Source organism: Micromonospora sp. CV4 (genome assembly GCF_003667455.1).
In the GTDB taxonomy this organism is placed as follows: Bacteria; Actinomycetota; Actinomycetes; order Mycobacteriales; family Micromonosporaceae; genus Micromonospora.
On sequence record NZ_RCVI01000260.1, the window covers coordinates 1 to 21,483 of the forward strand.

20 protein-coding genes are annotated in these 21,483 nt (G+C 73.1%); 14 read left to right on the forward strand and 6 right to left on the reverse strand.

All coding sequences use genetic code 11. The features are described 5' to 3' along the window. Nucleotides 1-16: 16 nt before the first annotated feature. Entirely contained in the window at nt 17-478 is a 462-nt protein-coding gene (locus EAD98_RS14670; RefSeq protein ID WP_121654609.1) for a hypothetical protein, read from the forward strand. Nucleotides 479-642: 164 nt separating this feature from the next. Here the strand turns inward: EAD98_RS14670 and EAD98_RS14675 are convergent, their stop codons facing one another. Further along, complete coding sequence (locus EAD98_RS14675) at nt 643-1,650, reverse strand: GlxA family transcriptional regulator (protein ID WP_121654610.1); 1,008 nt, start codon at nt 1,648-1,650, stop codon at nt 643-645. A gap of 53 nt (nt 1,651-1,703) precedes the next feature. Here EAD98_RS14675 and EAD98_RS14680 point away from each other — a divergent pair, with 53 nt between their 5' ends. Continuing rightward, nucleotides 1,704-3,008, forward strand: a complete 1,305-nt coding sequence (locus EAD98_RS14680) for an MFS transporter (protein WP_121654611.1) — start codon at nt 1,704-1,706, stop codon at nt 3,006-3,008. A 56-nt stretch (nt 3,009-3,064) separates the two neighbouring features. Here EAD98_RS14680 and EAD98_RS14685 read toward each other — a convergent pair whose 3' ends face one another. After that, nucleotides 3,065-3,349, reverse strand: a complete 285-nt coding sequence (locus EAD98_RS14685) for a DUF427 domain-containing protein (protein WP_121654612.1) — start codon at nt 3,347-3,349, stop codon at nt 3,065-3,067. Nucleotides 3,350-3,400: 51 nt separating this feature from the next. Next, a complete protein-coding gene (locus EAD98_RS14690) occupies nt 3,401-3,871 on the reverse strand; it encodes an aminoacyl-tRNA deacylase (protein WP_199723409.1) in 471 nt (156 codons plus the stop codon). Nucleotides 3,872-3,964: 93 nt separating this feature from the next. Here EAD98_RS14690 and EAD98_RS14695 point away from each other — a divergent pair, with 93 nt between their 5' ends. From EAD98_RS14695 to EAD98_RS14715, 5 genes are all read left to right on the forward strand, one after another. After that, nucleotides 3,965-5,362, forward strand: coding sequence for an FAD-binding oxidoreductase (locus EAD98_RS14695; RefSeq protein WP_121654614.1), 1,398 nt, complete (start codon nt 3,965-3,967; stop codon nt 5,360-5,362). Further along, a complete protein-coding gene (locus tag EAD98_RS14700; protein ID WP_121654615.1) occupies nt 5,359-6,702 on the forward strand; it encodes a class I SAM-dependent methyltransferase in 1,344 nt (447 codons plus the stop codon). The genes EAD98_RS14695 and EAD98_RS14700 overlap by 4 nt, the downstream gene beginning before the upstream one ends. 100 nt (nt 6,703-6,802) lie before the next feature. After that, nucleotides 6,803-7,360 carry a helix-turn-helix domain-containing protein gene (locus tag EAD98_RS14705; RefSeq protein ID WP_121654616.1) on the forward strand — a complete coding sequence of 186 codons (558 nt, stop codon included), beginning with the start codon at nt 6,803-6,805 and terminating at the stop codon, nt 7,358-7,360. After that, nucleotides 7,353-8,231, forward strand: coding sequence for an SRPBCC family protein (locus EAD98_RS14710; protein WP_121654617.1), 879 nt, complete (start codon nt 7,353-7,355; stop codon nt 8,229-8,231). Before EAD98_RS14705 ends, EAD98_RS14710 begins: the two co-directional genes overlap by 8 nt. Nucleotides 8,232-8,341: 110 nt before the next feature. Next, a complete protein-coding gene (locus tag EAD98_RS14715; RefSeq protein WP_121654618.1) occupies nt 8,342-8,575 on the forward strand; it encodes a zinc-ribbon domain-containing protein in 234 nt (77 codons plus the stop codon). A gap of 207 nt (nt 8,576-8,782) precedes the next feature. Here EAD98_RS14715 and EAD98_RS14720 read toward each other — a convergent pair whose 3' ends face one another. After that, nucleotides 8,783-9,967: a hypothetical protein gene (locus EAD98_RS14720; protein ID WP_233583826.1), complete on the reverse strand. Its 1,185-nt coding sequence runs from the start codon at nt 9,965-9,967 to the stop codon at nt 8,783-8,785. Between the two features lie 318 nt (nt 9,968-10,285). Here EAD98_RS14720 and EAD98_RS14725 point away from each other — a divergent pair, with 318 nt between their 5' ends. The 3 genes from EAD98_RS14725 to EAD98_RS14735 all read left to right on the forward strand — a co-directional run bounded on the left by EAD98_RS14725 (nt 10,286) and on the right by EAD98_RS14735 (nt 14,207). Next, nucleotides 10,286-12,493, forward strand: coding sequence for a bifunctional diguanylate cyclase/phosphodiesterase (locus EAD98_RS14725; RefSeq protein WP_233583827.1), 2,208 nt, complete (start codon nt 10,286-10,288; stop codon nt 12,491-12,493). A 50-nt stretch (nt 12,494-12,543) separates the two neighbouring features. Beyond that, nucleotides 12,544-13,302: a MerR family transcriptional regulator gene (locus EAD98_RS14730; protein ID WP_121654620.1), complete on the forward strand. Its 759-nt coding sequence runs from the start codon at nt 12,544-12,546 to the stop codon at nt 13,300-13,302. A gap of 119 nt (nt 13,303-13,421) precedes the next feature. Next, nucleotides 13,422-14,207: a hypothetical protein gene (locus tag EAD98_RS14735; protein WP_147457390.1), complete on the forward strand. Its 786-nt coding sequence runs from the start codon at nt 13,422-13,424 to the stop codon at nt 14,205-14,207. A 6-nt stretch (nt 14,208-14,213) separates the two neighbouring features. On the opposite strand, the gene EAD98_RS14740 is transcribed toward EAD98_RS14735, so the two are convergent. Further along, nucleotides 14,214-15,569: a serine hydrolase gene (locus EAD98_RS14740; protein WP_147457391.1), complete on the reverse strand. Its 1,356-nt coding sequence runs from the start codon at nt 15,567-15,569 to the stop codon at nt 14,214-14,216. A 166-nt stretch (nt 15,570-15,735) separates the two neighbouring features. After that, nucleotides 15,736-17,286, reverse strand: a complete 1,551-nt coding sequence (locus EAD98_RS14745) for a gluconokinase (RefSeq protein WP_199723410.1) — start codon at nt 17,284-17,286, stop codon at nt 15,736-15,738. A gap of 233 nt (nt 17,287-17,519) precedes the next feature. Here EAD98_RS14745 and EAD98_RS14750 point away from each other — a divergent pair, with 233 nt between their 5' ends. From EAD98_RS14750 to EAD98_RS14765, 4 genes are all read left to right on the forward strand, one after another. Then, on the forward strand, nt 17,520-18,668 hold the full coding sequence (locus EAD98_RS14750) for a hypothetical protein (protein ID WP_121654623.1): 1,149 nt from the start codon (nt 17,520-17,522) through the stop codon (nt 18,666-18,668). Between the two features lie 56 nt (nt 18,669-18,724). Beyond that, nucleotides 18,725-19,255, forward strand: a complete 531-nt coding sequence (locus EAD98_RS14755; protein WP_121654624.1) for a hypothetical protein — start codon at nt 18,725-18,727, stop codon at nt 19,253-19,255. An 88-nt stretch (nt 19,256-19,343) separates the two neighbouring features. After that, on the forward strand, nt 19,344-20,132 hold the full coding sequence (locus EAD98_RS14760; RefSeq protein WP_121654625.1) for a PPOX class F420-dependent oxidoreductase: 789 nt from the start codon (nt 19,344-19,346) through the stop codon (nt 20,130-20,132). A gap of 91 nt (nt 20,133-20,223) precedes the next feature. Further along, nucleotides 20,224-21,474, forward strand: coding sequence for a hypothetical protein (locus tag EAD98_RS14765; protein ID WP_147457392.1), 1,251 nt, complete (start codon nt 20,224-20,226; stop codon nt 21,472-21,474). Nucleotides 21,475-21,483: the final 9 nt, after the last annotated feature.

Here is a 21,483-nt window from a genome sequence, read left to right on the forward strand (position 1 = left end):
GGGTTGACTGGGGGACGTGGAGAGCGGGGGGCTGCGGCAGGCCTACGGCGAGGTTTTTGGGGAGATTGACTCGGCGGGGTTCGGGCCGCCGCCGGAGGGGCAGCTCAGTGCCGAGCAGATCGTGGCGCACCTGGTTGCCAACGACGAGCTGATGATCCAGGCCACCGAGGCGTTGCTGGCCGGGTCGACGTTCGCGTACTACGACCTGGACGACATCCACCGACCGCAGCTCGACGCGCTGGTCGCCGAGCAGGGTGGCCTGCGTGGTCTGGCCGCGCTGCTGCACGGCACCAGCGACCGGCTCTGCGCGCTGGTCGACCAGCTCGGCCTCGCGGCGGACACCCCGGTCGAGACGCACCTGCGGGAGGGCTTCGACCTCATCGTCGACGAGCCGCTGCCCTGGTCGCGCACGCTGGACCTGCACGCCCGGGTCCACCTCCCCAAGCACCAGGCGCAACTCCACATGCTCCGCACCTGAGCCGGGTCGACCAGAGGCGGCCGTACGGCGTCGGGCATGCCGGTCTGTTGAGCGGTATACCTGTGAGTCATAAATATGACTCACAGGTATACCGCTCGCGGGAGTGCTACGTCCGGTCGGCGCCGGACCGGCCGGTGCCCCGGGTTGCGCTGAGCGGCGGGAGGTCAGCTGCCGATCAGCTCGGCGCGGGGGTGGAAGGTGCGGCGGTAGGCGGACGGGGCGACGCCGATGCGCTGGTGGAGTTGCTGGCGCAGGGCGGCGGTGGTGCCGAAGCCGCAGCGGTGGGCGATCTGGTCGACGGTGAGGTCCGTCGTCTCCAGCAGCAGTCGAGCGTGGTCGGTGCGTTGTTGGAGCAGCCACTGTGCCGGGCTCAGCCCGGTCTCCGAGCGGAAGCGCCGGGTGAAGGTGCGCACGCTCATCCGGGCCTGTTCGGCCAGGTCGCGCAGCGCGATCGGCTCGTGCAGCCGCTGCCGCGCCCACTCCCGGGCGCCGGCGGTGCTGGTGTCGGTGGCCTTGGGCACCGGCCGCTCGATGTACTGGGCCTGGCCGCCGTCCCGCCAGGGCGGCATCACGCAGCGGCGGGCCGCCCGGTTGGCCACCTCGCTGCCGTGGTCGAGGCGGATGACGTGCAGGCAGAGATCGATGCCGGCGGCCACTCCGGCCGAGGTGAGCACCTGGTCGTCGGCGATGAACAGCACGCCCGGGTCGAGGTCCACCCGGTCGTGCAGCCGGCGGAACCGCTCCGCGTACGCCCAGTGGGTGGTGGCCCGACGTCCGTCGAGCAGCCCGGCGGCGGCCAGCACGAACGCCCCGGTGCAGATCGACATCACCCGGACACCCCGCTCGTACGCCGAGCGCAGCGCCTCGGCCACCTCCGGCGCGACGGTGCCCGAGGTCAGCGCGCTGCCGTCGTGGATGCCCGGGACGATCACGGTGTCGGCGGTGTCGAGCAGCTCCAGCCCGTGGTCCGGGACCACCTGGAAGCCGGCGGTGCTGCGGACGGGTTGGCCGCCCGGGGTGCACACCCGCACGTCGTAGAAGGACGTCCCGTCGGCGCTCCGGGCGGTGCTGAACACCTGGGACGGGGTGCCGAGGTCCAGGCCGACCACCTGGTCGAGGGCGAGTACGGCGATCCGGTGCGGGCGTACGGTCATGGCCCGATTATTGCGCATGATGGCTTTCCGGCCACTCGTCGGTGCCGGCGACGCCGCCCAGACTGGTCCGCGTGAGAAAGAACAGCCGTCTGCACCCCGCCTGGCTGGTCGCCGCCGTCGCCTTCGTGGCGCTGGTCGGCGCGGCCGGCTTCCGCGCCACCCCCTCGGTGCTCCTGCACCCGTTGCACGAGGAGTTCGGCTGGCCGCTGGCCACCATCTCCGCGGCCGTCTCGGTCAACCTGCTGCTCTACGGGCTCACCGCGCCGTTCGCCGCCGCCCTCATGGACCGGTTCGGCATCCGCCGGGTGGTCTCCGTGGCGCTGCTGCTGGTCGCCGCGGGCAGCGGGCTGACGGTTTTCATGACCGCCTCCTGGCAGCTGCTGCTCTGCTGGGGCGTGCTGGTCGGGCTGGGCACCGGCTCGATGGCGCTGGCCTTCGTGGCGACCGTCACCGGGCGCTGGTTCGTCCGGAGGCGGGGCCTGGTCACCGGCGTGCTGACCGCCGGCGGGGCGGCCGGGCAGCTGGTCTTCCTGCCGCTGATCGCGGTTCTGGTGCGCGACCACGGCTGGCGTACGGCGGCACTCGTCGTGGCCGGAGCCGCGCTGGCGGTCGTACCCCTGGTGGTGTGGCTGCTGCGCGAGCACCCGGCGGATCTCGACCTGCCCGCCTACGGCGCGACCGAGGTCGTCGCGGCGCCACCGGCGACCGGCGGCGCGGCGACCCGGGCGCTGGGCGCGCTGGCCACCGCGGCCCGGACCCGGCCGTTCTGGCTGCTGGCCGGCGGGTTCGCGATCTGCGGCGCGACCACCAACGGCCTCGTCGGTACGCACTTCGTGCCGGCCGCGCACGACCACGGCATGCCCGAGACCACCGCCGCCAGCCTGCTCGCCCTGGTCGGGCTCTTCGACATCGTCGGCACGATCGCCTCCGGCTGGCTGACCGACCGGGTCGACAGCCGGCTGCTGCTCGGCGCCTACTACGCGCTGCGGGGGCTGTCCCTGCTGCTGCTGCCGACCCTGTTCGCCGGCACCGCCAGGCCCAGCATGCTGGTGTTCATCATCTTCTATGGCCTGGACTGGGTGGCCACCGTGCCACCGACCGTGGCGCTGTGCCGGGAGTACTTCGGCACCGCCGGGGCGGTCGTGTTCGGTTGGGTGTTCGCCGCCCACCAGTTCGGCGCGGCGATCGCCGCGACCGGCGCGGGGCTGGTCCGGGACCAGCTCGGCGACTACGCGATGGCCTGGTATGTGGCCGGCGGGCTGTCGATCGGCGCGGCCGGGCTGTCGTTGCTGCTGCGACGGCGGCCGGGCCGCCCGGTGCCGGAGGCCGTCCTGGCCGCCGCGACCGCGCCCCGGGCCTGGAGCTTCCGAGGCTGAGGTGACGTCCGGGGCTGAGGCGACGCGGCGCCGGCGGCGACCCGGCCAGCCCGGCGTCAGTCGACGACCCGGACGTCCTTCCAGAACGCCACCCGGTCACGCACCATCTCGGCGTCCGGCTTCGGCTCCGGGTAGTACCAGACAGCGTCCTCGCTGGTGCTGCCCTCGTGCACGAGGGTGTAGTAGGAGGCGGTGCCCTTCCACGGGCAGACGGTGTGCGTCGCGGACTCGCGGATCAGGTCGTCGCGCAGGGCGGAGCGGGGGAAGTAGTGGTTTCCCTCCACCAGCACGGTGTCGTCGCTCTCGGCGACGACCAGGTCGTTCCACACAGCTTTCGGCATACGACCCAGACTAGGCCGTGGCGCCGACGCGACACCGGTCGCGACGACGGCTCAGCGGGTGGGCTGCGGATCGGTGACGTCGGCCACGGTGGCCGCGAGCGCGGCGATCGCGGCGTCGGCGTCGACCGCGACGGCGAGGCCCCGCTCGCCGGCGCCGAGGGTGATCTCCCGGCCGCGCATCCGCTCGTCCGCGATCACCGGCCAGGCGGTGCTCGCGCCGAACGGGGTGATGGTGCCGCGTTCGTAGCCGGTGGCGGCGAGAGCGCCCGCCGCGTCCGGCATGGAGAGCCGGTGCACCCCGAGCAGCGTGCGCAGCTTGGGCCAGGAGATGACCCGGTCGCCGGGGGTGAGCACGAACAGGTGGTCGTCCGCCCCGCGGCGGACCACGATCGTCTTGACCACGTCCGGGACGGCCACTCCCCGGACGGCGGCGGCCTCCGCCAGGCTGCCGACCGCGCCGTGTGAAATCAGCCGGTAGGGCAGACCGGCGGAGTCCAAAGCGGCGATCGCGGGCGACGGCATGACCGCCACGGTAACCGCCGGGCCTGCCACTGGACGGGAAATGGCCACCGTCGACATCCCACGGTTTCCGCGGTACGGGCGTAAGGTGATCACATGCGCGCTGAGCGTGTGGATCACTCGATTGACCATGATCAAGCGGTGGACATGCTGCGGCGGTCGTACGCCGCGGTGCCCACGGGCGAGCCTGTCCGGCTCGCCAAACGCACCTCGAACCTGTTCCGCCCCCGGTCCGCTCCACGGACCCCGGGGCTCGACGTGAGCGGCCTCGGCCGGGTGCTGTCGGTCGACCCGACCGGGCGCACCGCCGACGTGCAGGGCATGTGCACGTACGAGGACCTGGTCGACGCGACGCTGCCGCACGGGCTGATGCCTCTGGTGGTGCCGCAGCTGCGCACGATCACCCTGGGCGGGGCGGTCACCGGCCTCGGGATCGAGTCGACCTCCTTCCGCAACGGCCTGCCCCACGAGTCGGTGCGGGAGCTGGACATCCTCACCGGCTCCGGCGAGATCATCACCGCCCGGCCGGAGGGCGAGCACGCGGACCTGTTCACCGCGTTCCCCAACTCGCTGGGCAGCCTCGGGTACGCCACCCGGCTGCGCATCGAGCTGCAACCGGTCGGCCGGTACGTGGCGTTGCGCAACATCCGGTTCACCCGGTTGGAGGCGCTCACCGACGCGATCGCCGAGGTGACCGCGACCCGGTCCTGGGCCGGCGAACCGGTCGACGCGATGGACGGGGTGATGTTCAGCCCCGGCGAGGCGTACCTGGTGCTGGCCACGTTCACCGACGCGGCGGAGCCGCCCAGCGACTACACCGGCCAGGCGATCTACTACCGGTCGCTGCGTCAACGCACCCGGGACGTGCTCACCGCGTACGACTATCTGTGGCGCTGGGACACCGACTGGTTCTGGTGCTCGGCGGCGTTCGGGGCCCAGCACCCGGTGGTGCGGCGGCTGTGGCCGGCGCGCTACCGGCGCAGCGACGTCTACCACCGACTGGTCCGGCTCGAGCACCGGCACCAGGTGGCGGCCCGGATCGACCGGCTGCGCGGCCAGCCGGCCCGGGAGCGGGTGGTGCAGGACGTGGAGATCCCGCTCGAACGCACAGCCGACTTCCTGCGCTGGTTCGCCGGCGCGGTGGGGATGAACCCCGTGTGGCTCTGTCCGTTGCGGTTGCGCGAGCCGGCGGGTCCCGGTTCCGCGCGGTCGTGGCCGCTGTATCCCCTCCGGCCGGGGCAGGACTACGTCAACATTGGGTTCTGGGGGAGCGTGCCGATCGCGCCCGGCGCCGCCGACGGCGACGTCAACCGCACGATCGAACGCAGGGTGTCGGAGTCGGGCGGGCACAAGTCGCTCTACTCCGACGCGTACTACGACCGGGACGCGTTCGATCGCCTCTACGGCGGCGACACGTGGCGCGCGGTGAAGGACCGCTACGACCCGGACCACCGGCTGACGGGACTGTACGAAAAGGCGGTAGCACGAGCATGAGCCTGACCGACCGAGATCAGGGGGCGGCGAGCGTCCCCGCCACCCCGCCGGCGGGGGGCCGGCGTACGGGTCCGACCGTGGCCGACGTCGTCCGCGCGGTCACGACCGGGCCGCTGCCGGTTCGGATCACCGGGTACGACGGCAGCGCCGTCGGCCCGTCCGACGCCGGCATCACCCTGTCGATCCGTTCCGAGCGGGGCCTGTCGTACCTGCTCACCGCTCCCGGCGACCTGGGCATGGCCCGGGCCTACGTCAGTGGTGACCTGGCGTTGCAGGGTGTGCACCCGGGCGACCCGTACGAGGCGCTGCGGGTCCTCAAGGACGAGCTGCGGCTGCGGCCACCGTCGGTGGCGGAGGGGCTGGCGCTGGTTCGCGGGCTGGGCTGGGAGCGCCTGTTGCCGCCGCCGGCGCCGCCGCAGGAGGCGCAGCCGCGCTGGAAGCGGGTGATGAACGGGCTGCGGCACTCGCGCGTGCGGGACAGCACGGCCATCTCGCACCACTACGACGTCTCGAACGCCTTCTACGAGAAGGTGCTCGGCCCGTCGATGACGTACACCTGTGCGGTGTTCCGGTCCCCGGAGGACACGCTGGAGCAGGCCCAGGCGGCGAAGTACGACCTGGTCGCCGGCAAGCTGGCGCTGAAGAAGGGGATGCGGCTGCTGGACGTGGGCTGCGGCTGGGGCGGCATGGTCCGGCACGCCGCGCGCGAGTACGGCGTCAAGGCGCTCGGGGTGACCCTGTCGAAGGCGCAGGCGCAGTGGGCGCAGGCGGCGATCGAGCGGGAGGGGTTGACCGAGCTGGCGGAGGTGCGGCACCTGGACTACCGGGACGCGCCGGCGGAGCAGTTCGACGCCATCTCCTCGATCGGGTTGACCGAGCACATCGGGGTGCGCAACTACCCGGCCTACTTCGGGGCGCTGCGCAGTCGACTGCGGCAGGGTGGGCGGCTGCTCAACCACTGCATCACCCGCGCGGACAACCGGGCGCCGCACCGCTCCGGCGCGTTCATCGACCGGTACGTCTTCCCCGACGGGGAACTGGCCGGTCCGGGTCGGCTGATCAGCGAGGTGCACGACGCCGGGCTGGAGGTGCACCACGAGGAGAACCTGCGGCAGCACTACGCGCTGACGCTGGCCGCCTGGTGCCGCAACCTGGTGGAGCACTGGGACTTCTGCGTCTCCGAGGTCGGTGCGGGCACCGCCCGCGTGTGGGGTCTGTACATGGCCGGGTCGCGGATGGCGTTCGAGCGCAACGGCATCCAGCTGCACCAGGTGCTGGCCACCCACAACGGCCCGGACGGCGTGAGCGGCTACCCGTTGCGGCCGGACTGGTTGCCCTGACCATCTGCTGAGCGTCGCCTGAAGCCGCGTCGAGAAAGTCGGCGCGGCTTCTCGCGAACCGATTGACAAACAAGTTTTGTACGTACAAACTGATTTTGCCATGAGAGACGTCCTGTACCTGGAGCAGATCGAGCAGGCCGAAGTCCTGCTCAAGCCGCAACGCGTCGAGGTGTTGCGACAACTGGCCGAACCGCGCACCTGCACCGAGGTCGCGGCCCGACTCGACCAGACGCCGCAGCGCGTCTACTACCACGTCAAGCAGCTCGTCGCGGCCGGCCTGGTCGAGCTGGTCAACGAGCGCAAGGTCCGCGGCATCACCGAGGGCATCTACCAGGCCGCCGCCCGCTCCTACTGGCTCTCGCCCCGCCTGGTCGGCCGGATCGGGCTCCGCCGGGCCCGGGACGAGCTGAGCCTGGGCTACCTGCTCGACCTGATGGAGGAGGTCCAGGCCGACATCGCCGCCCTGGACCGGGCGGCGCCCGAGCTGCCCTCGATCGGGGTCTCCGGCGAGATCCGGGTGCCGGCCGAGCAGCGCCAGCAGTTCCTGCACGACCTGCAAACCGCACTTCAGGACCTGTTCACCCGCTACGGCGGCAGCGAAGGGGATGCCTTCAAGCTTGCCGTCGCCTGCTATCCGAAAGGGAACGACAATGAGTGAGCCAATGAAGGTGCAGGCACGCCTCTCCGCGCCCGTCGAGCGCGTCCGCCAGGCGCTGACCGACCCGGCCGAGCTGCGTACGTGGCTGGCCGAGCACGCCGAGGTCGAGCTGCCCCAGCGGTACGAGTTCTGGGGCCGGTACACGCCGGAGGGCGACGCCCCGCACCAGCGACTGCTGCACGCCGACGACGACACGCTGCGCATCGGCTGGCTGCTGGACGGGGTGGAGACCACCACCGAGTTCCAGCTGACCGCCGACGGTCCGGACACCACCGTGCTGACCCTGACGCAGAGCCACTTCGACTTCGCCGAGGCGATGAGCGGCAGCAGCATCCGCGGCGTCCTGCAGACCTACTGGGCGCTGTCCATCGCCAACCTCGCCTCCCACCTGGAGGGCCGGCCGCTGCTGCCGCGGACCGACTTCACCTCCGCCGACCTGCGTGGCGAGCTGGTCATCGCCGCGCCCGCCGACAAGGTGTGGGAGTCGCTGACCGACTCCGAGCAGGCCAGTGCCTGGTTCGGCTACCCGATCGGGATCGAGCCCTGGGTCGGCGGGCGGTACGCCATGGGCGGCTTCGACGCCGGGTACGCCGCCAAGGTGGTCGACCTGGAGCCGGGCCGGAAGATGTCCGTCGACTGGGGCCCCACCGGCGTCAGCACCTGGGAGCTGGCCGAATCCGGCGGCCGGACGACACTGACCTTCGTGCAGAGCGGCTTCGACGAGAGCAACCCGCCGTACGCGGCCTGGACCGGGTCGGTGGCGGGGCTGGCGGAGCTGCGCCGCTTCCACGAGGTGCCGGCATGGCAGCCGATCTGGCTCCCGGCCGAGGTGCCCGGCCTGGACGCCGAGCCGACCCCTGCGGCGAGCTGACGCGTCACCGCCTGGCGAGCGCCGGCCCACCGCACCACGGGCCGGCGCTCGCCGCGCATTTCGGTGGCCGTGCGGGTGATTGATCGGGCTGGAGTGGGTACTGGCGTGCGATGTTCTTCATCTTTGGTCTTCGTACCAAGATCGACCGTTCGGGTGTCGCGCAGCAGGTCTGCCGCAACTGCGGTAACCACGCCGCGCAGGTGATCACCCGCCGGTCGACCAGGTTCACGCTCTTCTTCATCCCGATCATCCCGATCCGCACCCGGTACGCACAGCAGTGCACGTTCTGCGGAGCGCAGTACGAGATTTCCCGGTCCGACGCCGAGCGCCTCGCGGTCAGCTGAACCGCAGATGGCCCGCTTCCTGTGTTGGCTGATCGGCCGCCAACCCGCGCCCGTCGGCGTTCCGGTCCACACCGTCCCGCGTGCCCCCTGCACGCCCGGCCGGCGGAGACGCCGCCGTGCGCGCCGTCCGCTGGCCGGCACCGCGCTGCCCCGCTCACCCTGGAACCGCTCCGCCGGCCGCTGACCACCGGAGCGCGGGCCTGTCGGTCAGGTGGCCGCCATCGGCGCCGGTGCGAACAGGGGCGGCATCGGATCGGCCGCCCGGATCTCGGCAACGACCTGTTTCAGTTGGCGGTAGTCGCTGCCGGCCGCGCTGATCAGGGTGTCCGCAACGGCGTGGTTGCCGAGGTGACACTCGGCGATGGCCCGCAGGAGAAGCGCGACGCTGCACAGGGCCGGCAGGTCAGCACTCGGCCGAATGTCGACAAGCAGCGACCGCGCATGCTCCGGCCGCTGGTTGAGCAGGTGAGCCAGGCTCATGGCGACACGGGCGGACATCGTGTGCGGCCGCACGTGGAGGGCGAGCTGGGCCAGTTCCGAGATCTCCAGCACCTCCCGGCGTTCGACCGGCGATCTGTTCACCACGGCGGCGTACAGGTACCACATCCCGAACTGGACGGTGAGCACCTGCCCGATTGCGGCGGCGGCCCTGGGATCGGTGCTGTCGGCGCGAGCCAGCGCCGCGAGCCGCTCGGCGTCGGCGATGTAGGCCGCCGTCGAGTGCGTGTGTCCCGTGCTCCAGCGCCGTTGGAAGGCGGCGAGCGCGAGTCGCGGATTGTCGCCGTCGCGAGCCGGATTCCCGGGACGATCATCAACCTCCCGATGGGCGACCGCCCGTAACATCCTGCTCACGTCCTCCTGGTAGTAGGCGGCCCGTAGCGCGGCGCCGGTGGCTGTCGGCGCCCGGAGCCAGCGGAGCAGGTTGCGGCCGTCGCTGTGCGGCGACGTGGCGGGAATGAGATTGGCCAGCCCCAGTAGCGCCGCGAAGAGCGCCGCGCCGAGCAGCGCGAGGCGTGTCAGCGGCGTGCTCGTCAGGGTCGTCGCGGCGCCGAGCGCCGCCGCGGTGCACAGGTTCGTCAGCGGGCCGCCGAGGTAGAACAGCACCATCCGCACCGGCAACGCGGTCTCCGACGGCGCCGGCCGGACCGACACCTCGCTCCGCCACCCGGTGAAGGGTGCGATACGGACGGCGACGACCGGCAGACGCAGCAGCTTCGCCGCGACGAGGTGCCCGCACTCGTGCAGGACGACGTGCGCCCAGAACGACACGGCGGTGAAGCCGACGGCCGCGATCGCACCCGTTACGGACTCGGTGACGAGCAGCCCGAACGTCATCCCCTCCAGCACCAGGAGGATGGACGCGGCGACCAGCCGTCGGCGGGGGAGGGGCACCGGGTGATGGTACGGCCGCAACGGGCAGTGGCCCAGGCCCTGGCGCGGCCGTCCTGTGTGGCCGGACCGGCTCGATTTGCGCGGCCGTCCGGTCCCTGGTGGGCGCCTCCGGCGCTGGCTAGGCTTTCGGGGTTTGCCGTGGACCGGTCCGCCCGAGGGTGCACGCACGACGAAGAGCCGGAGCGACCGTGTCGCCACAGGACGTGAAGCATGCCGCGGGGGTGCGCACCCCCGCAGAAGCGCCGTCCGCAGGAGCGCCGGGCGCCAGCGGGCGGACCGGCGACGGGTGCCGCGCCCGCGCGAACGGGACCTACCGGTGTGCTCGTCGCGGGCGCGGTCCTGGTGGCGGAGGCGTTCTGGCTGGTTGCCGCGTTACCCGGCGCCGCGCTGGTCAGCGACCTGGGCGCGCTGCTGGTCGCGGGTTGGGCCACCGTCGCCTGCGTCGGGGCGGCCCGCCGTCAACCAACCCCACTGCGCCGGTTCTGGACACTGCTCGCGGTCACCATGGCGCTCGCCGCGCTCGGCCGGGCGACCTGGACGGCGCAACGGCTCGGCGGCGGCGACCTGCCGCACACCCCGCTGGTCGGGGCGGTCTTCACCGTCGGCATCCTCACCGGCACCGCCGCGCTGCTCTGCTCGCCCTCCGCGCCCCGGACCGCCGTCGGACGGGCCCGGACACTGCTGGACGGGGTGATCGTCGCGCTGGCCCTGGTGCCGATCGGCTGGGTGCTGGTGTTCCGTGGCGTCGCCGCCGCCGAGCTGGCCGACCCGGCCCGCACGCTGGGGTTGCTCTACCCGATGTTCGACCTGATGCAGCTCACCATCCTGGTCACGGTCGCCGGTCCGGTCCGAACGGCGTGGCGGCCGATGAGCGTGCTCGCGGCCAGTCTCACCATCCGGGTGCTCGCCGACGTCGGGTACGTCTCGCTGGTCGCGCGCGGCGACTACGCCGCCGGTCACGTGATCGACCTGTGCTGGCCGCTGAGCTACCTGCTGATCGGCCTAGCCGCCCGGTACCCACCGCCGCCGGACTGCGACGGCACCGACGACACCGCCGAGGCGTCGCCACCGCCGTGGTGGCGGGTGGCGCTGCCGTACCTGCCGGTCGGCGGGGCGATCATCGCGGTGGTGCTGGCCCGCCGGCCCACCGGGCAGACCCCGCAGCTGGTCTTCGTGACGATGATGGCGCTGCTCGCCGCCCTCGCCGTACGCCAGGGGCTGGCCGCCAACGAGAACCTGCGTCTGGTGGTCCGGCTGCGCCGGCTCGCGTACGGCGATCAGCTCACCGGGCTGCCCAACCGGCTGTTGTTCAACCGGCGGCTGCGCCTGGCCCTGCGCGACGGCCGGCCGGTGGCCGTGCTGCTGCTCGACCTGGACGGGTTCAAGCAGGTCAACGACCGGTTCGGGCACGCCACCGGCGACACCCTACTCACCGGGCTGGCGGCCCGGATGCGAGCCGCGGTCGACGGTGACGGCACGATCGCCCGGCTCGGCGGTGACGAGTTCGCGGTGCTGGTCGACGGCGACCGGCCGGTGCCTCCGGAGCAACTCGCCGAGCGGCTGCTGGACGCCCTGCGACCCTCCGACGGGGACGAGGATGTCGGGGTGCACCCGTCGGCGAGCATCGGCATCGCCGAGTACGGGCCGCAGCACGCCTCCCACACCGACCTGCTGCGCGACGCCGACATCGCCATGTACGCGGCCAAGGCGGCCGGGAAGTCCGCGTACCGGACGTGCACCCCGGCGCTGCGCGAGTCGGCCGTCTCCCGGGCCGAGCTGATCGCCGACCTGCGCCGCGCCGTCGACGAGGAGCAGCTGCACCTGGAGTTCCAGCCCATCGTCGAGCTGGCCACCGGTGCGGTCCGCAGCGCCGAGGCGTTGGTGCGCTGGCGGCACCCCCGGCTCGGGGTGCTGCCGCCGGCCCGGTTCCTGCCGCTGGCGGAGGAGACCGGGCTGATCCTGCCGATCGACCGTTGGGTCATCCACGAGGCGTGCCGGGCGGCGGCGACCTGGCGGAAATGGGCACCGGAGGCGACGGTCGCGGTGAACATCTCCGCAGCGCACCTGCGCCGGCCGGACCTGATCGCCACGGTCACCGCGGCCACCGCCGGGGTCGGGTTGGCGCCGCGCGCGTTGACCCTGGAGCTGACCGAGTCGGCGCTGATCGAGGGGACCGAGGCGGTGCTGGAGCGGCTGCGCCAGCTCCGGGAACTGGGCATCGGCATCGCCATCGACGACTTCGGCACCGGCTACTCGTCGTTGAGCTACCTGCACCGCATCCCGGCGACCGAGCTGAAGATCGACCGCTCGTTCGTGGCGCGGCTCGGCACCGACGACGAGCGGGCGTACGCCACGGTGGAGATGGTCACCCGGCTGGCCGGCGCGTTCGACCTGGCGGTGGTCGCCGAGGGCGTGGAGACCGAGCGGCAGCACGCGGCGGTCACCGCGATCGGCTGCCCGCGCGGCCAGGGCTATCTGTACGGGCGGCCGGACGGTCCCGGCACGGTGGGCCAGAATCGGCCTTGACCCTGACGTAGCGGCAGGCGGGAGCCTGGTTTCCGGAAGGGAGGGGAACCATGGCGTACACGGTGGGTCAGGTGGCGAAGGTGGCCGGCGTGACGGTACGGACGCTGCACCACTACGACGAGATCGGGCTGCTCTCGCCGAGCGGGCGGACCCCGGCCGGTTACCGCCGCTACGACGACGCGGACCTGGAACGGTTGCAGCTCGTCCTGTACTACCGGGAGCTGGGTTTCCCACTGGAGGAGATCGCCGCCATCATCGACGACCCGGCGGCCGATCCGGCCGCGCACCTGCGCCGCCAGCACGAGTTGCTGACGGTACGGATCCAGCGGTTGCAGGAGATGGTCACGGCGATCGAGTTCGCGATGGAGGCGAGCAAGTTGAACATCCAACTCACCCCGGAGGAGCGGTTCGAGGTCTTCGGCGACTTCAACCCGGAGGAGCACGAGGCCGAGGCCGAGCAGCGGTGGGGCGACAGTGACGCGTACCGGGAGTCGATCCGGCGCACTTCCCGCTATGGCAAGGACGACTGGCTGCGGATCAAGGCGGAGAACGAGGACTGGGGCCGGCGGATCGTCGCGGTGCTGGCCTCGGGCGCCCCGGCGGACAGCCCGGAGGCGATGGAGCTGGCCGAGGAGCACCGGCAGATCATCAGCCGCTGGTTCTACGAGTGCTCGTACGAGGTGCAGACCGGGTTGGCCGACATGTACATGGCCGACGAGCGGTTCACCCGGCACTACGAGAACATCGCCCCGGGCCTGGCGGCGTACCTGAACGAGGCGATCCACGCCAACGCGATCAGCCGCGCCTGATCGAGCGGGAGGGCGACGGGGACAGGGCTCGGTGCGGTCCGGCTAGTCTGGCCGGACCGCACCGCGGTCAGCGTCGATCGGCCACCGGCCGGCGGGCGCGCCGCTCGGGGGAGATGACCGTGAACAAGCCGAAGTTGGTCGCCGCGGGCGCCGTCCTGGCCGTGGCGATCGCCGCCGGGGTCTGGGCCCTGGTCGCCGGGGGCGACGAGCCCGAAGCGGGTCGCCCGGCGGCCGGCGCGTCGCCCGCCCCGGCGGCGACCGACCCGGTCAGCGTGCTGGTCGCCGCCGCGGCGAAGATCGACCAGCAGACCTACAAGCTGACCCTGGGCGCCGGCGGGGAGGCGGGCGGGGACGGCACGGTGGTGCTCTGGGACCCGAAGGCACGCCGCGGCCTGGAGACCACCTCGCTCAAGGTGCCCACCGGCGAGGTGAAGATCGAGCGGCTGACCACCGGGCCGGACGTGTACGTGCGGATCACCGCCCCGGACCGCCGGATCCCGGTCTGGGACGGCCGCACCTGGTGGCACGTCGGCGCACCGGGCGCGCCCCCTGCCAAGCAGGGCCTGGACAACACCCGGCTGGCCGCCACGTTGACCGCGCCGGCCGAGGTCCGGCAGACCGGCGTCCGGGAGTACGCCGGCACGTTGGACCTGCGCGAGAGCGGCGCGGTGCTGGGCAGCGGGGTCGCAGGGGTGCTGGGCGACCGGGCCGCGGCGGTGCCGTTCACCGCCACCGTCGACGAGCAGGGGCGGCTGGTCCGCTACCGGATCGAGCTGGCCAGCGAGCAGTCGCAGACCGCGCGGCTGGACCTGACGTACTCGGACTTCGGGCTGCCGGTGACGGCCGAGCCGCCGGCGGCCGACCTGGTCGGCGAGGATCCGCCGGCGAACATCCCCGGCGCCTGAGCCGGCTCACTCCTCGTACGCCCCCTCGGTGGGGGTGACCAGGAAGTCGTAGACGGTGCGGGCCATCCGGCGGACCGTCTCGTCGCCGGTCTCCATCGGCCCGGCGGTGAGGAACGCGACGGCGGTCTCCGAGCCGGGGATCAGGTAGTAGCCGACGTCGTGCGAGGCGTCCGGCAGGTCGCCCGTCTTGTGCGCGACCGGCACCCCGGGCGGCAGCGCCGCCGGGATCTTCGTGTTGAGCGTCTGTTCCCGCATGAACCCGATCATCAGGTCGCGGGAGGCGGGGCTGAGGATCTCGCCGTCCCAGACCGCGCCGAGCAACGACACCACGTCGTCGGGGCTGGTGTAGTTCTCCTCGCCGCGCTGGGCGGCCGCGCTGTCGAGCATCCGACGGGCCAGGATGGTGGACCGCTGGTTCATGGAGTCGATCAGCGCGTTGACCGGGGCGAACCCGCCCAGGTAGGTGATCAGCACGTTCGCGGCGATGTTGTCGCTGTATTTGATCAGGTACTGGGCGAGCCGGTGCAGCGTGACCACCTGCGGGAACGTCTCGAACTGCAACTGACCGGTGCCGCCGACCACGTCGGCCGGGGTGACCAGCACACCGTCGTCGAGGGAGACCTGTCCACAGTCGACCCGACGGAGCAGCTCGACCAGGATCCACAGCTTGATCACGCTGGCCGCCTTGGGGCGGAGCGCGCCGTTGACCGCGATCTGCTGATCGCCGTACCGGCCGGACAGGTCCCGGACGGTGACGCCGGACGGGTTGAGGCTCGCGTCGGCGACCACCCGGGCGAGCTGCCCGCTGAGCGGGAACAGTTCGGCTCCCGCGACCGGATCGGTGGGCGGCTGCGGGCTGGTGACCACCACGCCGGTCAGCTCGGTCGGCGGGTGGTGGCGCCGGGTCACCGCCAGCGTGCCCTGGCTCCGCCCGACCAGCGGCACCCGGTACCGGTAGCTGCGCCCCTCGACGGTGACCTCGCCGCTGGCCACCCCGGCGGCGACGCGCATGTCCGGGTCGGCGACCCGCCCGGTGTCGCCGTCGCAGGCCCGGTACCGCACGGTGTGCCCGAGCGAGTCCACCGCGAACACCCCGCCGGGGAACGACAGCCAGGACACCTCGCTGGTCGGCGCCCGCTCCGGCGTCGGCTCCACACCGGGCTCGTCGCTCTGCTCGGCCCCGTACCCCGGTTCGGCCTGGTGTGTGGGCTCCGGCGTGGCGGCCGGGCCGGGGCCGTCCGCGGTGGCCGGCCCGGTCGTCGCGACCACGGCCAGCGCGACCGCCGCCGTCAGCCACTTCAGGGGTACGCGGCTGAATGGGCCCGACTGGGAAGATGAGCGTTTCTTGTCGCTTTTTCTCACGTTTGCACGATATGGAGCGAGAGGGGCGGCGGGGCCGGTCAAGATTGGCGTCACCCATCCGGGCGGCCGCGTCCTGATGAGCGCGATACCTCAGAGGTATAAATATGACTCCCAGGTATCAGAGTCATCAGCGACACCAGCCCCGGGGACGGGCCGGCCGCACGGGTCAGGTCGGTGGTGACGCGGGGAAGTGCTCCGTGGGCAGGCCGGGTGCCAGCCGACGCATGGAGAAGAACGTGGGCGCCAGGGCGTCGTACAGCTCGGCGAAGAGCGGCAGCAGCGACGCGTACGTGGCGGCGGCGGCCGCGTCGGGGCGGACGGTCTCCTCGATGCGCGCCAGGTCGGTGGCCACGTCGATGCTGGGGATCATCCCCAACGCCTGCATGCCGAGCAGGGCCGCGCCGAAGCCCGACCCCTCGGGCCCGGCCGGGAAGCTCACCGGCAGGCCCAGCACGTCGGCGAGCATCTGCCGCCACAGGCCGCTGCGGGCGAAGCCACCGCCGGCCCGGATCTCGCGGACCTCGTTGCCGGCCGCACGCACGGAGTTGAGCACCAGCGCGAGCTGCTGGCAGACCCCCTCCAGCGCGGCCCGTATCAGGTGTTCGCGGCGGTGCGAGTGGGTCAGCCCCACGTACGCGCCGCGCGGCAGCGCGCTCCAGTGCGGCGCTCGCTCGCTGTGCAGGTACGGCAGCATGATGAGCCCGCCCGAGCCGACCGGCGCCCGGGCGGCCAGCGCCACCAGCTCCTCCTCGGAGCGCTCGCCCAGGTCCGGGGCGAGCGCCTCGCCGGCCCAGCGGAGCACGATGCCGCCGTTGTTGATCGCGCCGCCGACCACCCAGCGGTCCTCGGTCAGCGCGTAGCAGAACACCCCGCCGAGCGGGTCCACCCCGGGCCGTTCGACCATCACCCGCATGGCGCCGCTGGTGCCGATCGTGCAGGCCACCATGCCGGGCTGCACCGCGCCGAGGCCCAGGTTGGCCAGTGGCCCGTCGCCGGCGCCGACCACCACCGGGGTGCGCTGCGGCAGGCCGGTCGCCGCCGCGGCCTGCGGGGTGATCCCGGGCAGCACTGTGGTGGTGGAGACCAGTTGGGGTAGCTGCTCCTCGGTGATGCCGGCGATGGTCAGCGCCTCGCTGTCCCACTCCAGCCGGTGGATGTCCATCAGGCCGGTGGCCGAGGCGACGGAGTGGTCGGTGACCAGCGCGTCGCAGAGCCGCAGCAGCACCCAGTCCTTGATGCCGACCCAGTGGGCGACCCGTTCGAAGAGTTTCGGCTCCTGCTCCGCGAACCAGAGCAGCTTGGGCAGCGGCGACATCGGGTGCATCGGCGTCCCGGTCCGCCGATGCAGGGCCAGACCCGACGGCACCGCCCGCAGGCGTTCGGCCTGCCGGGTGGCTCGCGCGTCGGCCCAGGTCACCGATGGGGTCAGCGGGCTGCCGGCGGCGTCGAGCCCGATCAGGCTGTGCATGGCGGAGCCGAACGACAGCGCGTCCACCGGCTCGGTCAACTCGGCCACCACCGCGCGGATCGACTCCAGCACCGCGTCGAGGATGAGCTGCGGGTCCTGCTCGGCGTACCCGGGCTGCGGACCGTCGAGCGGGTAGCCGACCGACTGGGTGGCGAGCTGCCGGCCGCCGGTGTCGTACGCGACGGTCTTGGTGCTGGTGGTGCCGATGTCGACGCCGACCACCACCCCGAACCGGGTGCCCTGCGGCACGATCGTCACCCCCTCCGATACGGCGGTGCCGCGGCGTCGCCACCCCTGCGGCTGACGTTACCGAGACAGCGACCGCCCCCGCAGGGCACGCGGAAAGGTGCACCATCGCCCTATCGTGCGGTTTGCGCCGCCGATCGGTTACTTCGCCCCGTTCTGGCGTGTCTGGGTGGCGCGCCACCGCTGTTAACACGAGTGACACCCCGGTTGGTGGCCTGCGCGGCGAAGGAGTCGGCGTGGCAAAGACTGATTCGACGGGTTCCACATGGCGGTACCGGTGGGCGCACCGGCAGAACGTTCGGCGGGTCAGCACGTTCCGCGGCGCCGAGGCGGCGTGGCGGCGACGCGACGACGAGTTGCAGCGGCTGCGCGCCCTGGCCGCCGACTTTCAGGGCTCCGCGGCAGCCGGCGCCGGCCTACCGCTGGAGTTGGCCGGCGACGAGGTGGTGCTCTGGGCGCTGCCGGCGGCGCAACTGGTCGAGGTGCGGCACACCACGGTGCTGCCCGCGCCGGATCTCACGGTCGCCCCACCGCCCGGGTCGCTGCGCCCGCGCCGCCCGGACGGAGTCCGGGTCACCGACGCCGGCATGGCGGTGATCACCAGCCGCCGGCTGGTGCTGCTCGGCGGTCGCGGCCGGCGCGACTGGGCGTACGGCCGGATGACCGGCCTGGCCCACGACCCGGCGGCGCCGGTCACCCTGATCCAGGTGCTGGACCGGCGGCGTACCTCCGGGCTGATGCTGCCCACCGACGCGGCGGCGGACTTCCGGTTCAAGCTCACCCTGGCCTTCGCCGACGCGATCGAGCAGCGACCCGCGGTGCTCGCCCAGCTCGACGAGCTGATCGCCGAGCACGCCCAGCTCAAGCCGTTCCGGCCGGCCGTGGCAACGCCCGCGCAGGCCCGGCTCTCCGCGCTGGTGCCCGGCGGGCGGCGGACCGTCGCCGTGGCCGCGGCCGTCGCGCTGCTGGTGCCGGCGGCCCTGATCGAGTCGGACCCGTCCGACCCGACCGGTGGCGCCGAGGTCGCGGTCGCCGCCACCCCCGCGCCCACCCCCAGCGTGGTGCCCGCGCTGGTCCGCCCGGCGGCCTCACCGCCAGCGCCCCGCGCATCGTCGAAGCCGGCGAAGCCGACGCGCCCGTCACCCAACCCGACGCGCGAGCCGCGCTGCGGAGCGCCGGCCAATTCGCTGGGGTACGACTTCTGCGGCGGCGCCCGCATCCGCCGGCCGGCCGCCGAGGTGTGCGACTGGTTCGACTGCGTGCCGCAGTTCTGGGCCGGCCGGGGCTACCTGGTGCAGTGCCGGGACGGGTCGGTCAGCCTGACCGGCGGTCGGTCGAACGCCTGCGCCGAGCATCGAGGCGTGCGGCGAACTGTGACAAGGTGACCGTTTAATGCCTGTTTGGGACCTTCCGGCGTTCCCGGTCGGCCAGAATCAACGGGGTGGAGATCCGGTCCGACGACGGCGCCCGGGTGCGAATCCGCCCGGTCGGCTACCAGCCCGGCATCGATCCGCCCGACGACCCCGACCGGGCCGTGCCCGGTTGGCGCGACTGGCTGCTCATCGAGGTGGACGCCCGCACCGCGGACGGCCAGACCTGGTCGCACCACTACCCGAGCCTGATGGTCGAGGAAGCCCGCGCTCTGGGCGGCTGGCTGCGCGGGCAGGCGACGGCGGCCGTCGGGCCGAGCCCGCCACCGGCGCTCGTCCGCTTCACCGAACCCAACCTGGCCCTGCGGACCCGGGTGATCCGCCGTCGCCGGCTGGAGCTGACCGTGGAGTTCTCCGCCGAGTCGCTGCCGCCGTGGATGCGCCGGCCGCCCACCGCGATCTATCCACTGATCCTCACCGTCTCCGCGGACGCCCTCGCCGTCGCCGCCGAGCAGTGGGCCGAGCACTGCGAGGCGTACCCGCCGCGCGCGCCGTCGCGGTTTCCGGCCCGAGGTCCGATGCCCGGCCCGCTTGGTAACTGACCTGGCACTGGCGGGAACCGGGCCGGGCCGTTCGTCGGCCCGGCTCCACCGCATGTCACGCCGGGGCCGGCCGTCTCGTCACCGGTGCATGAGAAGAATCGTGCGACCCGCCGCCGCCCTGCTCGGCCTGGCCAGCGCGGTCGTCGGCGTGTGGGCGCTGCTCGCGCCGGCCTCGTTCAGCGCCTGGGCCGACTTCCCACCACACCGGCACTTCGTGCACGACGTCGGCGCCTTCCAACTCGGCATCGGCGTGACCCTGCTGCTCGCCACCATCTGGGCCGACGCGCTCACCGTGGCGCTGGCCGGCTACGCCGTCGGCGGGACGGCCCACACGGTGGTGCACGTCGCCGACCGCAACCTCGGCGGCACCACCGCGCAGACCCTCGCGATCGCCGGCGCCGTGGTGGTGGCCGGAGTGGTGATCGCGTACCGGTGGCAGGAGCGGGGCTGGGTGCTCGGCACGGTTTCGCCGTCCAACGTGCCGGAGCTGACCCCGTTCGGGCGCCAGAAGACGGTCCTGCTGACCACGTACCGCCGCGACGGCCGCCCGGTCGCGACGCCGGTGAGCATCGCCGTGGCCGGCGACCGGGCGTACGTGCGCAGCTTCGAACGGGCCTGGAAGACCCGGCGGATCGGCAACAACCCGACGGTTACCGTGGCGGCCTCGACCGCGCGCGGCGTGCCGACCGGCCCGGCGGTCCAGGCCACCGCCCGCCGGCTGGCCGGCCCGGAGTACGACGCCGCCGCCCGCACGCTGCGCCGCAAGTACCCGCTGCTGCACGGGGTGCTCGTACCCCTGATGCACCGCCTCGGACGGCGCAGGACCGGCCGGACCGTGCACTTCGCGCTGGTGCCGGCGGGGACGACGGACCGGTAGCTGTCAATTCTCTCCTTTCGGGAACAAAGGGAAGCATCGATCCCGTCGGCGTTGCCTGTCCCGTACATGAGCGGTTGTACCGCGTGTGACCGTGACCTCACTGGCATGTGCCCCCTGGCGGATCGCCTGGGCCGAGCGCGAGAACGACCGGCGGCAGCGCGCGTACCGCGACGCCACCGCCGCCTGGCTGCGCCGCAACGACCACCTGGCCCGGCTCCGCATCGAAGCCGCCGGCTTCCTCGGGTGTACGCAGCCGCGCGCCGGCCTGCCGGTGGACCTCGCCGACGACGAGCTGGTCTTCCGCGTACTCCCCGTCGCCGAGCTGGTCGAGGCCGAGGCGCGGCACGTCGCCGGCCTGCCCACGCCGGGCCCCGTCACCTTCGCCGAGACACCCGCCGGCGCCCTGCCGACCGGCCTGCGGGTCGTCGACACCGGCGTGGCCGTCGTGACCAACCACCGGCTGGCCTTCGCCGGGCGCGAGCGCCGACGCGAATGGCGGTACGCGGACCTGGCCGCCCCCGCCCACCACGCCGACGTTCCCCTCACCCTCCTGCACGACCACAGTCGACTGAGCGGGCTACGTGTCCCCGCCAGCGCCGTGGTGAACTTCCGCTTCTACCTCAGCCTCGCGGTCGCTGCTTTTGCCGGAACGCGCGCCACCGTCACCGCGCAGGTCGACGCCCTGCTGGACGCCCACCAGGGCGCGCGGCCTTCGCCGCCGTCACCCGTCGATCCGGACGCGGCTCCGCTGACGGCGCTACGCCCCGACCGCCGGGTGGTCGCCGTCGCCGCCGTCGCGACGGTGGTGTTCGGGACACTGGGCCCCGGCGCACTCGGCCCCGGACAGGCAGGCTCCGTGCAGCGGGCAGAGGCCACCACGGTCACCACCGTGGACGCTCCGACGGCCATCGACGCCCTCGTCCCGGCCATTCCCGTCGGCCCGGTGGCGCCGGAGCGGGGGAGAGCCGGGTCGGTCGGCCGTACGCTGCCGGCCCGAACCACCGCCGACGCCCCGTACGCCCCACCGAACACCGCAGCGCCCGCCCGGCCAGCGGTCCCGGTTGCGCCGGCACCGTCCACCGCTGTGAACCCGCCGACCGCCGAGGGCCCGCCGACCGCTCCGGGCCCGTCCGCCAGTACGGCGCCGACGCCCGGTCCGGCTCCGACCACGGACCCACCCCCGGTGGGCCGCCCGATCCTGCCCACTGCGTCGCCCACACCGACCGCGCCGGCCTCGCCGAGTGCATCGCCGTCGCCGGACGCCGCGCTGATCACGCTCTGCCTGGATCCCCTGCAACTGCCGCTGCTGGACCGGCTGCTCTGTCCACCGACCGAACCCTGACGAGTTCAG

Coding starts and splice junctions, on each gene's coding strand:
- EAD98_RS14675 (WP_121654610.1), bottom strand. CDS start 1,650: ATGCGCAATAATCGGGCCATGACCGTACGCCCGCACCGGATCGCCGTA.
- EAD98_RS14685 (WP_121654612.1), bottom strand. CDS start 3,349: ATGCCGAAAGCTGTGTGGAACGACCTGGTCGTCGCCGAGAGCGACGAC.
- EAD98_RS14690 (WP_199723409.1), bottom strand. CDS start 3,871: ATGCCGTCGCCCGCGATCGCCGCTTTGGACTCCGCCGGTCTGCCCTAC.
- EAD98_RS14695 (WP_121654614.1), top strand. CDS start 3,965: ATGCGCGCTGAGCGTGTGGATCACTCGATTGACCATGATCAAGCGGTG.
- EAD98_RS14700 (WP_121654615.1), top strand. CDS start 5,359: ATGAGCCTGACCGACCGAGATCAGGGGGCGGCGAGCGTCCCCGCCACC.
- EAD98_RS14705 (WP_121654616.1), top strand. CDS start 6,803: ATGAGAGACGTCCTGTACCTGGAGCAGATCGAGCAGGCCGAAGTCCTG.
- EAD98_RS14710 (WP_121654617.1), top strand. CDS start 7,353: ATGAGTGAGCCAATGAAGGTGCAGGCACGCCTCTCCGCGCCCGTCGAG.
- EAD98_RS14715 (WP_121654618.1), top strand. CDS start 8,342: ATGTTCTTCATCTTTGGTCTTCGTACCAAGATCGACCGTTCGGGTGTC.
- EAD98_RS14730 (WP_121654620.1), top strand. CDS start 12,544: ATGGCGTACACGGTGGGTCAGGTGGCGAAGGTGGCCGGCGTGACGGTA.
- EAD98_RS14760 (WP_121654625.1), top strand. CDS start 19,344: ATGAGAAGAATCGTGCGACCCGCCGCCGCCCTGCTCGGCCTGGCCAGC.